At 39.8% G+C, this 14,517-nt stretch carries 14 protein-coding genes; 10 read left to right on the plus strand and 4 right to left on the minus strand.

From position 1 onward, the window contains the following. The first annotated feature begins 104 nt into the window (after positions 1-104). From CWB60_RS01250 to CWB60_RS01265, 4 genes are all read left to right on the plus strand, one after another. Positions 105-1,079: a GGDEF domain-containing protein gene (locus tag CWB60_RS01250; protein ID WP_024033165.1), complete on the plus strand. Its 975-nt coding sequence runs from the start codon at positions 105-107 to the stop codon at positions 1,077-1,079. Between the two features lie 55 nt (positions 1,080-1,134). After that, positions 1,135-1,494, plus strand: a complete 360-nt coding sequence (locus CWB60_RS01255) for a glutathione S-transferase N-terminal domain-containing protein (RefSeq protein ID WP_004586118.1) — start codon at positions 1,135-1,137, stop codon at positions 1,492-1,494. Between the two features lie 45 nt (positions 1,495-1,539). Next, complete coding sequence (gltX, locus tag CWB60_RS01260) at positions 1,540-3,024, plus strand: glutamate--tRNA ligase (protein ID WP_024033164.1); 1,485 nt, start codon at positions 1,540-1,542, stop codon at positions 3,022-3,024. A gap of 161 nt (positions 3,025-3,185) precedes the next feature. Then, the gene (locus tag CWB60_RS01265; protein WP_024033163.1) at positions 3,186-3,485 is read left to right on the plus strand and encodes a hypothetical protein; all 300 of its coding nucleotides are present in this window, start codon (positions 3,186-3,188) and stop codon (positions 3,483-3,485) included. 5 nt (positions 3,486-3,490) lie between these two features. Here CWB60_RS01265 and CWB60_RS01270 read toward each other — a convergent pair whose 3' ends face one another. After that, positions 3,491-3,883, minus strand: coding sequence for a hypothetical protein (locus tag CWB60_RS01270; protein ID WP_029773896.1), 393 nt, complete (start codon positions 3,881-3,883; stop codon positions 3,491-3,493). 167 nt (positions 3,884-4,050) lie between these two features. On the opposite strand from CWB60_RS01270, the gene CWB60_RS01275 reads away from it, so the two are divergent. The 3 genes from CWB60_RS01275 (at position 4,051) to CWB60_RS01285 (ending at position 7,363) form a co-directional block, all read left to right on the plus strand. Continuing rightward, positions 4,051-4,752: a DUF3581 domain-containing protein gene (locus CWB60_RS01275; RefSeq protein WP_138576880.1), complete on the plus strand. Its 702-nt coding sequence runs from the start codon at positions 4,051-4,053 to the stop codon at positions 4,750-4,752. A gap of 327 nt (positions 4,753-5,079) precedes the next feature. Continuing rightward, the gene (locus tag CWB60_RS01280) at positions 5,080-6,330 is read left to right on the plus strand and encodes a DEAD/DEAH box helicase (protein WP_138576878.1); all 1,251 of its coding nucleotides are present in this window, start codon (positions 5,080-5,082) and stop codon (positions 6,328-6,330) included. A 55-nt stretch (positions 6,331-6,385) separates the two neighbouring features. Then, positions 6,386-7,363, plus strand: a complete 978-nt coding sequence (locus tag CWB60_RS01285) for a sensor domain-containing diguanylate cyclase (protein WP_024033160.1) — start codon at positions 6,386-6,388, stop codon at positions 7,361-7,363. Between the two features lie 77 nt (positions 7,364-7,440). Here CWB60_RS01285 and CWB60_RS01290 read toward each other — a convergent pair whose 3' ends face one another. Then, positions 7,441-8,397, minus strand: a complete 957-nt coding sequence (locus CWB60_RS01290) for a methylenetetrahydrofolate reductase (RefSeq protein ID WP_024033159.1) — start codon at positions 8,395-8,397, stop codon at positions 7,441-7,443. A gap of 259 nt (positions 8,398-8,656) precedes the next feature. Between CWB60_RS01290 and CWB60_RS01295 the strand changes: the two genes are divergently transcribed. Further along, on the plus strand, positions 8,657-11,536 hold the full coding sequence (locus CWB60_RS01295; protein WP_138576876.1) for a M16 family metallopeptidase: 2,880 nt from the start codon (positions 8,657-8,659) through the stop codon (positions 11,534-11,536). Between the two features lie 87 nt (positions 11,537-11,623). Here the strand turns inward: CWB60_RS01295 and CWB60_RS01300 are convergent, their stop codons facing one another. Then, on the minus strand, positions 11,624-11,938 hold the full coding sequence (locus CWB60_RS01300) for a helix-turn-helix transcriptional regulator (RefSeq protein ID WP_054982750.1): 315 nt from the start codon (positions 11,936-11,938) through the stop codon (positions 11,624-11,626). A 1-nt stretch (position 11,939) separates the two neighbouring features. Next, positions 11,940-12,347, minus strand: a complete 408-nt coding sequence (locus CWB60_RS01305; RefSeq protein ID WP_054982749.1) for a hypothetical protein — start codon at positions 12,345-12,347, stop codon at positions 11,940-11,942. Between the two features lie 295 nt (positions 12,348-12,642). Here CWB60_RS01305 and CWB60_RS01310 point away from each other — a divergent pair, with 295 nt between their 5' ends. Next, complete coding sequence (locus tag CWB60_RS01310) at positions 12,643-13,572, plus strand: sensor domain-containing diguanylate cyclase (RefSeq protein WP_126008007.1); 930 nt, start codon at positions 12,643-12,645, stop codon at positions 13,570-13,572. Positions 13,573-13,696: 124 nt separating this feature from the next. Continuing rightward, positions 13,697-14,515: a serine O-acetyltransferase gene (gene cysE, locus CWB60_RS01315; protein ID WP_004586131.1), complete on the plus strand. Its 819-nt coding sequence runs from the start codon at positions 13,697-13,699 to the stop codon at positions 14,513-14,515. The last annotated feature ends 2 nt before the right edge of the window (positions 14,516-14,517 follow it).

Below are 14,517 nucleotides of genomic sequence, written 5' to 3' on the forward strand. Positions count from 1 at the left end.
CCACATAGCTCAATGCGACCTAATTCAAAAGTATTGGTTAATTAATTAGCAAAGTTGATGGTTTTGTCTAAACTGATTGAAGTTAAAACAGTTTAGGCAAACTAATGAAGGCAAACAATTGCGGGCACGAATGGATAATCAGTCTAACTCAGCAAGAAGAAGAAAGTGATTTAGATGCATCATTAGTGCAGATTATTGGCGACCTACTCGAAGTTGAAAATTTTGCTATTTATATTAATAAACACTTTAGTGCGCAATTACCGCCTACGCTTATAAACACCCATACCCGCCTTGAAGTATTAGAGTCTAACGAAGCCTTAGCGCTGCTTAATAAAGTAACTCAAAACAAAATAAGAGTAAGCCGTGCCTTAGGTGTAGTAACAACGTATGTGCCAGTGTATTACTTTGGTAAAGTAATTGGCATATTACTAATAGAAACCACAAAAGAGTTAGCGCAAACCACCACAATGCTCGCCGTGCATATTTTAAATATTTATGCCAACCAGTTAGGGCTATTACATAAATCGCGATTAGACCCTTTAACCGAGCTTTTAAATAGACAAACCTTTGATAAAAAAGTGATCGAAATTGTCTCAGGCAAAGGCTTTTTATTACCCCGTGATGATACAAACGAAAAGCGACGATGGTATTTAGCCATTGCAGATATCGATCACTTTAAACGCGTAAACGATAGCTACGGCCATGTAATAGGCGATGAAGTTATTTTACTTGTGGCGCGGCTGTTAAAAAATAACTTTAGGCTAGAAGACTACGTATTTAGGTATGGTGGCGAAGAGTTTGCGGTGTTATTTCAAACCAAAACCGAGGCACAAGCACATATAGCACTTAACCGTTTACGCTCAAATATTGCTGAGTATCCTTTTCCGCAAGTTGGGCAGCTTACAATAAGTATTGGCTTTTTAGAGCTGGCAAGTATTGATACTGTATCTAGTATTGTAAACCAAGCCGATATGGCGCTGTATCATTCTAAAAATAGCGGCCGTAATAAAGTGACTGCTTATAGCGAGCTTGAGGTAAATGAAGAAGTGACTACCGATAATAGTATTGAGCTTTTTTGATTGTAAATTTGTGCTAAAATCTGGCTCCTTAAATTGTTGTAGGCAGGCACAAAACATGAAATTCGTTCGTTGGTTTTTAGGTTGTATAATTTTATTCTTTAATTTTGTATTTACTCCTCGCAGTAAAAAGCGTGCAAGCGATGTGCAAGCGCAGCTTGATCAGCAAACCTCACAATTTAAACTTTATCAATTTAAAGCATGCCCGTTTTGCGTAAAAGTACGCCGTGCAATTAAGCGCGAAGGCTTAAAAATAGAAACGCGTGATGCAAAAAATAATCAACAATTTCGTCAAGAGCTGTTAGAGCAAGGCGGCAAAATTAAAGTGCCATGCCTTCGTATAGAAAAAAATGGCCAAGTAGAGTGGCTATACGAATCTAACGATATTATTGCTTACTTAAACAAAGTAGCGGCTTAAACGACCCCCTTAATTTTTATCTCACTTATTAAAAGAGACATTATCATGACAATCCGTACTCGTGTTGCCCCATCTCCAACAGGTGACCCGCATCTTGGCACCGCTTATATTGCTTTATTTAACTACTGTTTTGCTAAACAACAAGGCGGCGAGTTTGTGCTTCGTATTGAAGATACAGACCAAGTTCGTAGCACGCCAGAGTCAGAACAAGCGATTATGGATAGCTTACGTTGGTTAGGTCTTGAGTGGGATCATGGCCCTGACGTAGGTGGCGAATTTGGCCCTTACCGTCAATCAGAGCGCAGCGATTTATACAAAAAATACGCACACCAATTAGTTGAGCAAGGTAAAGCATTTTACTGTTTTGCAACCAGCGAAGAGCTTGACCAAATGCGTGAAGAGCAAATGGCAGAAGGTCTGCGCCCTAAATACGACGGCCGTGGCTTAAACCTCACCGAAGATGAAATTAAAGCAAACCTAGCCGCAGGCAAGCCTTACGTTATACGTATGAAAATACCAAGCGAAGGCACTTTTAAATTTAACGACTACCTACGCGACGAAATTGAGATCCCGTGGGAAAACGTAGACATGCAAGTGCTATTAAAAGCCGATGGATTCCCTACGTACTTTTTAGCAAACGTAGTGGATGACCACCACATGCAAATAAGCCATATTTTCCGTGGCGAAGAGTGGATTAACTCAGCACCTAAACTATTAAAACTTTACGAAGATTTAGGTTGGGAAGCACCCGTACTAGGGCATTTACCACTACTGCGTAACCCTGATAAATCAAAGCTTTCTAAGCGTAAAAACCCAACTTCTATTAATTACTATAAAGAAATGGGTTACCTACCAGAGGCCGTGCTTAACTACTTAGGCCGTATGGGTTGGTCAATGCCAGATGAGCGTGAAAAATTCACTCTTAACGAGATGATTGAACACTTCGACATGAAGCGTGTATCACTTGGTGGCCCTGTATTTGATGTTGATAAGCTAAGCTGGTTAAACGGCATGTGGATCCGCGAAAACCTAACAGACGAAGAGCTTGTACAGCGCTTTGTTGATTGGAAGTTTAATGGCGAAATGCTAGCTAAAGTATTACCAGAAGCTAAAACGCGCATTAATACGCTTTCGGACATGGTTGATTTAGCAGGGCATTTTGTAGGCGGCATTCCAACTTACGACCCAGCCCTGTTAACGGCGGGCAAAGCTGACGAAAACGTAATACGCCAAGCGCTACAGTTTTTTGTATGGCAGCTTGAAGGTTTACGTAGTTTTGATAAGCCAGCTATTTTTGCAATTGCAAAAGAAGTTGCTACATTCCACGAGCTTAAAATTAAAGACTTTTTAGAGCCAATATTTGTAGCAATCACGGGTAAAACATCATCTACCTCTGTGCTTGATGCAATGGAAATTTTGGGCTCAGACTTATCACGTGCGCGTTTACGTGTAGCGCTTGCTCATTTAGGCATTTCTAAAAAGCAGGCTAAAAATATTGAGCGTGCGTACCGCACATACCCAAGTGCATAATCTTTAGTCATACTTTATAAAAAGCCGAGCTTATTAATTAAGCTCGGCTTTTTTGTTTCAGGCCGTTTGGCTATATGTCATCGCGTTTTGATATTGTTTAGCGCAAGCCGTGGCGCTTTAGCAAATGCTACAATGCTGCATGTAAATTAAAAGGAGGCAGCATGATTGCACCTGTAAAAAACAAAGCTTTATTTAGCAGTAATGCCTTTTCAATAAACCTAGTTACTTACCCTACACATCACAGTGTGATGAACCATATAGATCCAGTACAGCAAGGGCGCTACTACAAACTTAATTTTGTACTAGTAAAACCTAAAGCTGGTGGGGTTTTTAAATGCTCAAAATGCATTATTAATTGGTTTAACCGGGTGTATTTATTTAGACCCGACAAATACGAGCATAGCGTTTCTAAAATTGAGTCGGGAAAGCGCGTACTATTAAGCTTTGCGCTTAATATATAATTTAATTAATAGTCGTAGGCCTGTCCGCTGCATAAAACAGACAGGTCACAATACGATACAGAGATTTCGCTACAAGAATTTATAGTAAAGGCGTTACCGCCTCTGCGCATTGCATCTGCTTTAAGTAAATCTATAGCATTTGATTTTAAGCGATTGTAGCTTATATTATTGTCGCCTCTACCGTCGCCATTGCAGCTTTCGCCTTCAATTCGGCCTAAAAGTGTGGCGCCACTTTCGTGTGCTTCTTGGTCGCTATAAAACTGCTGTAAATCTCGTTTTTTAACGTACGTACCAATTTCCTCAGATAAAACATCGTTATCTATATCGGTATGAAAAGTTACGCTAGAACATCCAGCCAAAGTAGTGAGTACGCTTATTACTGCAAAAACACGTAACATAATAATTAGTCCCTTATTTAGTTTGGTACCTAAATTACTAACTAAAACAGGTGTGTGCAACATTTACTCTTAAGTTAATTGTATGAATTTGTAAGTGATTCGACCTCTCTTTAAATTTTTTCTGGTAGTATGGGCAGGTTATAAGCAGTTTAAGCAGTGAACAATCTATGTTAAGTCCTTACTTTCAGCAGCATGCTGATTATGTTTCTATCTCTCGTGAGCAAGGGTGTCGTTTCGCAAAGTGCGTTGCCGATGATTACAACCCACTTCATGACAAAGATGCCAAAAAGTTTTGCGCGCCAGGAGACTTACTTTTTTCTTTAGTGTTAGACCGCTACGGTATAAGTGAGCGAATGGAATTTACCTTTGCCGGTATGGTTGATGAAAACACCAAACTTAACTTCCCAGAAGGGGATGATGAGTTTGATGTAACCAACGGCGACAAAGTAATTTTAAAGGTAAAACGCGAAGGTAAAACCAGCAAATGCCCAACACTTACAAATAGCTTAATAAAAAACTATGTTGAGTTTTCTGGTGCAGCATTTCCGCACGTAATTATTCCGCTAATGGGTAAGCAAGATGTAATGATTAACCCAGCGCGCCCTATGGTTATTTACGAGTCGATGATCATTAACCTTGATAACATTAATATTCAAACGCCATCGCTTGAGTTTGCTGAGCCAAGTTTTGAGTACACGGGTAAGCGCGGCAAAATTACCTTGCGCTTTAATTTACTAGAAAACGGCGAAAAAGTGGGTTTTGGTGAAAAGCACATGGTGGTGTCGGGTATTCGTGAATACTGCCAAGCAACGGTTGATGACTTAATCGCGTTTTATAATGAGCGAAAAGCCACCTTAAAACCAGTTTAAAACGTTATTAAATTATAATACCAATCCGCAATAATACTTAATCATTTTTAGGGGCTAAAAGTGTTGCTATCTGCGTTAAAAAATTCTCATTTAGAACAACTAAATAGCGAATTTTTTGCCTAGCTATCAACACGTTTATCTGTCCTCAAAATAGATCACTTAATTAAGCGGATTGGTATAAAAAAGGCGCTAAATACATTGTTATTTAGCGCCTTTTTTATTGGTGTAGGAAATACAACTAAGCTCAATACTTTTCTGAGCTGGTTAATTTACGCAGTACCGTAATATGCGTACAATAGCGCTCTTTGTTATTTTAAAGCTAAGCCTATGTCTGCCACATTGTTCTCATCTCTTAAACTCGATTCGTTATTACTAACCGCAATTGAGCAAAATAATTACACCACGCCTACCGCAATTCAGGTTAAAACTATTCCGCACATATTAGCGGGCAGCGATGTAATGGGCAGCGCGCAAACAGGCACAGGTAAAACAGCCGCCTTTGTATTACCACTACTACATAAGCTTTTAAATACACCAAAAAAAGATGAGCCAGGCATAGCCCGAGTGGTTATTTTAACGCCCACGCGTGAGCTTGCTCAGCAAGTGTTTGCAAGCTTTGAAAAATACGCCCAAGGCACAAATATTCAAGGCGCTTTAGCGTATGGCGGTGCAAGTATTGGCCCGCAAATTAAAGCGCTTAAAACGGCGCAAGTGATAGTCGCAACGCCTGGGCGTTTACTTGATCATATCGTTAAAGGCAGTGTGGTGCTTTCAAGTGTTGATTCGTTAGTATTTGATGAAGCCGACCGTATGCTGGATATGGGCTTTATTGATGAAATAAAACGTATTTTGCGCCACATTCCGGGCGATCGCCAAACCTTATTGTTCTCAGCCACATTCGATGACAGCGTGTTTGAGCTGAGTAAAAAACTACTTAAAAACCCCGAGCTGATTGAAGTTGATAAACGCAACTCAGCCGCCGTTGAAGTAGAGCAAGTTATTTACGCAGTTGATGAAGAGCGAAAGCGTGAGCTTGTATCGCACATGATTGGCATGAAAAACTGGCGCCAAGTACTTATATTTACACGTACCAAACAAATGGCCGATAAACTTGCCAAAGAAATGTGTAAAGACGGCTTAAAAACTGAGTCTATCCATGGCGATAAATCACAAGGAGCACGCGACCGTGCATTACAAAACTTTAAAGAAGGCACAACGCGGGTTTTAGTTGCCACCGATGTAGCTGCCCGCGGTTTAGATATTCCGGCGCTTAAATATGTAATAAACTTTGAGCTACCTTACATAGCTGAAGATTACGTACACCGAATTGGCCGTACGGGGCGCGCTGGCGAGCAAGGCCTTGCTATGTCACTGGTAAGTATTGACGAGCAGTGGTTACTGGAAGAAATTGAAGTACTACTGGATACCCGCTTAGCACCACAATGGCTAGAAGGTTACGAGCCTGATTTAAACAAGCCCCCTAAAGATAACCGTAAAAACACCAACAAAGCGCGTAAAGATCGCGATAAAAAGCGCATTACCGGGCAAAGAGCACCAAGTAAACGCCGCAGAAAGTAGCCTTAAACATATTTATTTGGCTATACTAAGGCCACTAAATAGCTGAGGTATAGTTATGTTTGAAACAGATCAGTGGGCGTTTTCTGGTGTCGATGGCCAAATATCATTACATAAATGGCAAAAAACCATTGATCTTATTACGGGGCTTTTTTCGGCCCCCTCTGGTTATATAGTTCAGGCTACTAGTAAAGGTTATCGTGTAGTTATTAGAGCTAATGAAGGTGGCTCACACTTTGAAACCAACCCTATACTCCCTCCCGAAACTCCCTTATTTTGTAAATATGTAGCCGAAAACAACAACACTTTGTATGTTAGCGATACCCGCAGCGATACGCAGTGGAATACTATGCCCGAGGTTATTGAAGATGGCGTTGAATCCTACCTTGGCTTGCCAATTCACTGGCCTGAAGGTGAAGTATTTGGCACCTTGTGTTTAAAAGATTCAAAAAAAACCAGTTATACCGATGAATATTTTGAGCTAATAGAGCAGCTTCGTGATTTAATTGAAGACGATTTAGCCCTTATTTATAGCTTTGAGCAAATGCGCGAAATAGCCATGCTCGACCCGCTTACCAATATTTATAATCGCCGTGCACTTAGCTTACTTGCCCAGCACAAACTTAATTTAGCGCTGCGTTTAGGTTTTGATGTGTGTTGCTTGTTTATTGATATAAACGACTTTAAAAAACTAAACGACACTTATGGCCATGAAATAGGCGATCAAGCGTTAATCCTCTTAGCAAATACCTTAAAAACACATTTAAGAGAGGCTGATATAGTAGGGCGTTTAGGCGGCGATGAATTTGTAGCAGTGATGCAAATTAGTGATAGAAGTAAGCTTAGCCATATTATTGATAAAATAAAAATTGAGTATACAAACGCACTATTAGAAAACAACGTATGCGCGCTGACACTCAGCATAGGCGAAAGTTTTACTAATAAACAAAAGCAACCTTTTGATACGTTATTAAATTTGGCCGATCACCAAATGTATAAAAATAAACAAGCGTACAAATTGGCTAAAAAAGCATAATAATAAAAGTAATACACTTAAACATAGCAACAAAAAAGCAAGCCATTAGGCTTGCTATAAACGGTGTGAATTAGGCTCTAAGCGATTTGTTTTTCGGCTAGGTTTAATTCCATAATGGCTTTTAATAAACGGTATAAGTTTATTGATGCGTCAATTTCTTCTTTACGGTTTGTTAAGCTTTCAATATTTAAGCCCAGTGGTACATCTAGGTGTGCACAGCTTTTGAGTATTAGGTCGAGATTTTCTCGGCAAATACGTACAGATTCACTTAAGGTATTGTCTGCATCAAGCATGCGCCATTTAGTGGCCTCTGGCACTGAGATACCCAACCATTGCATAAACTCTAAGGTTTTATCGCCACCGCACGGCGTAAACGTTAAAATAATTCGTTTTGGTGTAATACCTTGTGCTTTACAGGTGCGCGCGTAACTTGTGATTAGCTCTATAGTTGCTTGCGCGTCGTAAACAGCTTGCGATATAAAAAACTGACAACCTTGTGCTGTTTTTTCTATAAGGCGCTCATGCTCATTTCGCTTACTTGAATGTCGCTCAGCAATGGTAACGCCCCCTAAAAAGAAGTCATCACTTTGCTCTGCAAGCGTTTTATAGGCATCGGGCAAGCTTAGTTTTATATCACCTACCGATGAGGGGCTACCCACTAAAACGACATTTTTTAAATCGTAGTCGTTTTTAGTTTCATCCAACCAGCCTTTAAACTCCTCTACACCACGTTGTGCCACGCTTTTGTAAGTAATGACATCTGGAGCAGATAAATTACGTAGTAAGTGGCTGTATTCACGTGGGTCTACAGTTTGCTTAAACGGAAATGGGCGAGCTTTATCTGTACGGCTGCTTTCGTCTTGAATGTCGTAAATTATCACGCCGTCGTATTCAATTTCGTGTAGGCGAGCAAGTAGTTTTTCTGCAATAATTTTTAGTTGCGCTTTATCAGTACCAATTTTAGGCGGGGTAGTACCAATAAGATAAACACCTTGATTGGTGTCTTCTATTTTTTCTTGTAGTGATAAAGCCATAATCCTCATTCCAGCTTAGTCCAATGTATGTAATTTAATATAGCAGCCATTTAGACGTCTAGATAGATTTATTTAGTGAAAGTTTTTCAATCAACTTGAGCTTTTTTCATACTTAAATGTTTTTAAAATAGGGAATTGACACAGTTGTTTACATTATAAATAGCCGATGGGCTCTTATATTTAGTGGCTTTGGGGCATAATCTAAGCGAGTTAGTATTAAACCTAATAACAAATTTGCTCAATTTAAAAAGGGACAACAATGAAATTTAAATTACTAGCAACAAGCTTAGCGGTATCGCTGGCACTAACAGGCTGCGCAACACAGCAAAGCGAAAACACCCAAGCGGCACAACAACAGCAAACAACAAAAGCTGACGAACGTGTATTTTCGCAAGAGTACTTAATCGAAGAGCTTGATAACGGCTTACGTGTAATGGTTGTTAAAACTGATTACCCCGATGTAGTCTCGCTGCAAATTCCGGTATCGGTTGGCTCGCGTAATGAAGTAAAAGCAGGTAAAACCGGTTTTGCTCACTTTTTTGAGCACATGATGTTTAAAGGCTCTAAAAAATTTCCGCAAGAGGAATACACTGCCATATTTAAAAATGCAGGGGTCGACAACCGTGCTTATACCACTAACGATTACACAAACTACCATTTAAACTTTTCAAAGCAGCATCTTGATAAAGTACTTGAAATTGAAGCCGATATTTTTCAAAACTTAACCTACACCGAAGAGCAATTTAGAACCGAAGCGCTAACGGTTAAAGGGGAATATTTAAAAAATAACGCCAGCCCAATTCGTAAGTTATTGAGCGCAGTACGCGAAGAAGCGTTTGATACGCACACTTATAAACATACCACCATGGGCTTTTTTGAAGATATAGAAGCCATGCCAGATCAAATGGCGTACGGTAAAGAATTTTTTGATAAGTTTTATAAGCCTGAATATGTATCGCTTGTAATTGTGGGCGATGTAGAGCCAGAAGAAACAATGGCTATGGTTAAAAAGCATTGGGGTGGTTGGGAAAAAGGCGATTACGTTGCCGATATTAAAGCTGAGCCAAAGCAGCAAGCACCTAAATATGTACATGAGAAAAACGAAGGTTTGCCTGGTCATTGGTTGCTTGTATCTTACAAAGGCGCAGCATGGGAGCCTGCTAAAAAAGACAGAGCCGCACTTGATTTAATTTCACAGCTTTATTTTTCTAATAACTCCGATTTATACCAAGAGCTAGTTGTTGATAAACAAATAGCGAGTCAAATGTTTACCTACAATCCAGAGACAAAAGATCCTGGCTTACTGCATGTGTTTGTAAAAGTAGAAAACGAAGATGATTTAGCAAAAGCACGCGATGCTATTAACCGCACTTATGCAAAAGCACGTACCGAACTTGTTGATGAGCAAAAACTAAGTGATTTAAAGTCTAACCTTAAATACAGCTTTATTAACGGCTTAGACTCATCGCAAGCGATTGCATCAACCCTTGCAAGTTATATGCATTTTGAGCGCGACCCAGAGGTTATTAACCAGCTTTATAAATCGGCCGACAACATCACAGCACAAGATATTAAAGCTGTGGCGAATAAGTATTTTGTAGATGACGCGCGTACTACCGTAACTATGTCTGCACTTGATAAAGCGCCAGGGTTTGAGCAAGAAACAAGCTTAAACGCATTAGTCGCTAAGCGTGATAAAGCGCCAGAGGCACCCGTATTTAAAGTGCTTGATAAAACGAATAGCTCGCCGCTGATTGATGTAAACTTTTTATTCAATACAGGGGCTGCTGCAGACCCGCAAGGTAAAAAAGGGGTTGCTGCGCTCACAGCCGCTATGCTTGCTCAAGGTGGCTCGCAAAGTACGAGTTACAAAGACATACAAAAAGCGCTTTATCCGCTTGCTGGCAGCTTTGGTTATCAAATAGATAAAGAAATGCTGTCATTCCAAGGGCGTATTCATAAAGATAACGCTGCTACATGGTATGCGCTTGTAAGCGATCAATTACTTAACCCAGGTTTTAGAGATGATGACTTTAAGCGCCTTAAAAAAGAAATGATCGACGGTATTAAATCGGGCTTAAAAGCCTCTAACGATGAAGAGCTAGGTAAAGAAGTGCTTTACAGCACACTTTACAAAGGCCACCCATACGAAAGCTACAATTACGGTGATATTTCGGATTTAGAAGCACTAACGCTTGATGATGTAAAAGCATTTTACAACACAGAGCTTACCCAATCTAAACTAACACTGGGTTTAATTGGCGCTGTGCCAAAAGCGCTTAAAACCGAAATCATGAGCGACTTAGCAACCTTACCTAAAGGCGAGCAAAGCCGTTTAAGTATTCCTGATGCGCCAGAGCTTAAAGGTCACCATGCCACGATTGTAGAAAAGTCGGCGCAATCTACTGCGGTATCGTTTGGTTTCCCAATTGATACTATTCGTAGTAGTGAAGATTGGACAGCCCTTTGGCTGGTGCGTTCGTACTTTGGTGAGCACCGTAGTTCTAACTCATACTTGTATGAGCGAATTCGTCAAACACGTGGTATGAACTACGGCGATTACGCCTACATTGAGTACTTCCCACGTGGCATGTTTCAAACTAAGCCTGATGCAAACTTAGGACGCTCTGAGCAAATATTCCAAATTTGGTTACGCCCGCTGCGCTCTAATAACGATGCACACTTTGCAACACGTACCGCTTTGTTTGAGCTGGATAAGCTTATTAAAAATGGCTTAACCGAAAAAGACTTTGAAGCAACACGTAACTTTTTAATTAACTACGTACCGCAGCTTGTCGCAAGTCAAAACCGCCAATTAGGTTATGCACTTGATAGTGAATTTTATAACACAGAGTCGTTTGTAAAATACGTGACAAGTAAACTTGAAAAGCTAACGCTTGCTGATGTTAATCGCGTGATTAAAGATAATCTGCAAACAGATAACGTACAGTACGTGTTTATTACCGGTGACGGCGAAGACATGAAAAAACGTTTAGTGTCAGAGCAAACATCGCCAATGGTTTACAACACAGAAAAACCAGCAGCGCTTGTTGCTGAGGATAAAGTCATTGCCGATTATAAATTAGCTATTCCAGCTAACAACATTGAAGTAATGGCTGTTGAAAAAGTGTTTCAGTAATTAATCTCTTTTTCTAACATATAAAAAATGCCCCAGTGCTTATAGCTTGGGGCATTTTTATTTAATTAGTGCTATTAAAACGTAATATTAGTTAGTCGCTAAAAGCACTGAGCCTGCGCCTAGAGCAAAGCTTATTAAGGAGCTAATAACCACTCCCGCTAAAAAGCTTTTAGTTGGCGTACTTTTAACGTCATTATTTATAGGCTCATCAAGTTTAATTAGCTCGCCTTGGCGTACTTCAAGTACCGCGCAAAGCGCCATAGTGGTTTCTTTAGAAGCGGCGCCTTCTTTTTCTACCCGTTGAATGGTCCGCAAACTTACATCGCAGGCATCTGCGAGCTGTTGCTGCGTCCAATCTAACTTACTTCTAAGCGATTTAACTGTTGTAGGATTTAATTGCACGTTAAAGCTTCCCTACAAATAGCTCAACAATAGTTGCCGTTGTATAGCCAAACACCGCCCCACCTAATGTACAGCCAGCAAGAAAAAATGCTGCCTTTTTAGGATCGTCTGAAAGACTACTTTGAACTTGTTTGGCTATCACACTGCTATTTTTATAAAGAGTGCACTCCAGACGTCCTGTAAGTATATTAAGCATGTCAAATTTTACTTGGTACTGTGAGCCCTCAAAAGCAAAAGAGTGTGTGCTTGCACAGTAGATATTTCGTTTTTTACTGAATAGGTCATCGTTTACAAATACTTCTTCTTTACCAGTGAAGTAGCTTCCAAAACAGGCTATTTGATTGTCACCATCTTGAAAGTAAAATTTATAACCAAGCTTTTTTGTATTCAATATATCGTTTTTCATCATCGTTATCCTTGTTGAGTGATGATGCTAATTTAGCGTTTGTTTTTATTTTTTACGCCGTCAGTAGTATGCCAGTAGCTAGTTTGGCATATGACAGCAACCCTGTCATGCTGCTTTAGTATCTGATTTTTAATGTAAAATTAAAATTTTTATATTTTTTATAGACTATTTAGATGTCATACGGAGTATTACTTCACATTAATAAATTATGCAACTAGCGTGAAGTAAAGTAACAATATTGTGTTAAAGAATTGTTATTGATTATACTAATTAACAACAAAGCTAAAATGGAAAGCTCGTGATTGACGATAAAGCGTTTTTTAAGTTGGTACTAGATACCACGCCCGACCAAGTAGTGGTTATTAATTCTAACGGCGACATAGTTTATATAAACCGAAGCTGGCAAAACTTTGGTGAGCAAAACGACTGTGCTTGCTGTGATATGTGGGAGCAGCAAAATTACTTAGCAGAGTGTGAAAAAGCTGCTAAAAAAGGAGATAGCTTTGGTTTAAAGGCATTTAACGGCATTAAATCAGTTATTTCGGGGGCTAATGACGACTTCTATTTAGAATATCCATGCCATAGTGAAGATGAAAAACGTTGGTTTATGATGCGAGTAGTGTCGTTTAGCCATACAGATAAAGCGTATTACGCTATTAGCCATCAAAATATTACCGAGCGTAAACTGGCTGAAGAGCAAGTACAAAAACTTGCCGCTATTGATGGCTTAACTGATATTGCTAACCGAGGCTTTTTTGATACCTTTTTAGAGCAAGAATGGAATCGTTGTCAGCGTTTAGGTATGCCGCTTTCGTTGGCTATTATTGATATAGATGATTTTAAATTACTCAATGATACTTACGGCCACCAACAAGGCGATACATGCTTAAAAAGGGTGGCAAAAGTACTTAATGAATTTACTAAACGCCCAGGTGATTTATGTGCCCGTTTTGGTGGTGAAGAATTTGTTTTAGTGTATGGAAATACAAACTCAGATCAGGCCTTGTTAGTATTGAACGATATTTTAGAAAAATTAAAACAGTTAAACATTGAAAATAAACATTCATTACCAAGCCAAACCCTTACAGTGAGTGTAGGCCTCACTACTATTACACCCAGTAGTGACTTTACCTGTGCGTATTTAATCAAAGAAGCAGACGATTTACTTTATAAAGCAAAAGATAAAGGAAAAGATGCTTTGTGTGTGAGTGATTTAGCACTCATATAATTTTTTTACTCTTAGTTATACCTAATAACCAGAACAAATAACTAAGGCGTTAACACCTTAGGCTTTAAATCCGTTAAACTTAGGAAAAGGCTCTTTTTATATCAATTTAAGGCAGTGTAGTATTATGCGTCATGAAATTTGGCAACAGCTTCGTAGTGAAGCGAATGAAGTTGTAACTCGCGAACCCCTTTTAGCAAGTCATGTGTATTCATGCATTTTAAATCATGAGTGTTTAGGTTCGGCGTTAAGCTTTATTGTTGCTAATAAGTTGGCGGATGCTGTTGTATCGGCTTTTACAATACGTGAGTTATTCGACCAAGCGTTTGTAAAGTGCGACCGTATGCTTACTTATGTGGCCGAAGATATTAAAGCCGTTAAAGACAGAGACCCGGCAGCCGAAACCTACCTTACGGTTATTTTAAACTTAAAAGGGTTTCATGCTATTCAAGCGCATCGTTTAGCTAACTGCTTGTGGCAGCAAAACCGTAAAGAGCTTGCTCGTTTTATTCAAAGCCGAACCTCAGAAGTATTTGGGGTTGATATTCACCCTGCGTGTCAGGTTGGTAAAGGGATAATGTTTGACCACGCCACCGGTATTGTTATTGGTGAAACGGCGGTAATTGAAGATAACGTATCAATACTGCAATCGGTAACGCTTGGTGGTACGGGTAACGAGCAGGGCGACCGTCATCCTAAAATTAGAGCCGGTGTGCTTATTGGTGCAGGCGCTAAAGTGCTGGGTAATATTGAAGTAGGCGAGGGCGCACGTATTGGCGCAGGTTCAGTCGTTTTAACTGCGGTACCGCCACATACCACCGCTGTAGGCGTACCAGCTAAAATTATTGGCAGACCGGATTGTCCGTGTCCGGCGCAAAGTATGAACCAAAACTTTTTAACCACACCAGAGCCTGAAAACGAATCACACACCAGCGCCATGCTGTAATA

Origin of the sequence: Pseudoalteromonas sp. S327 (assembly GCF_005886415.1) — a bacterium.
In the GTDB taxonomy this organism is placed as follows: Bacteria; Pseudomonadota; Gammaproteobacteria; order Enterobacterales; family Alteromonadaceae; genus Pseudoalteromonas; species Pseudoalteromonas atlantica.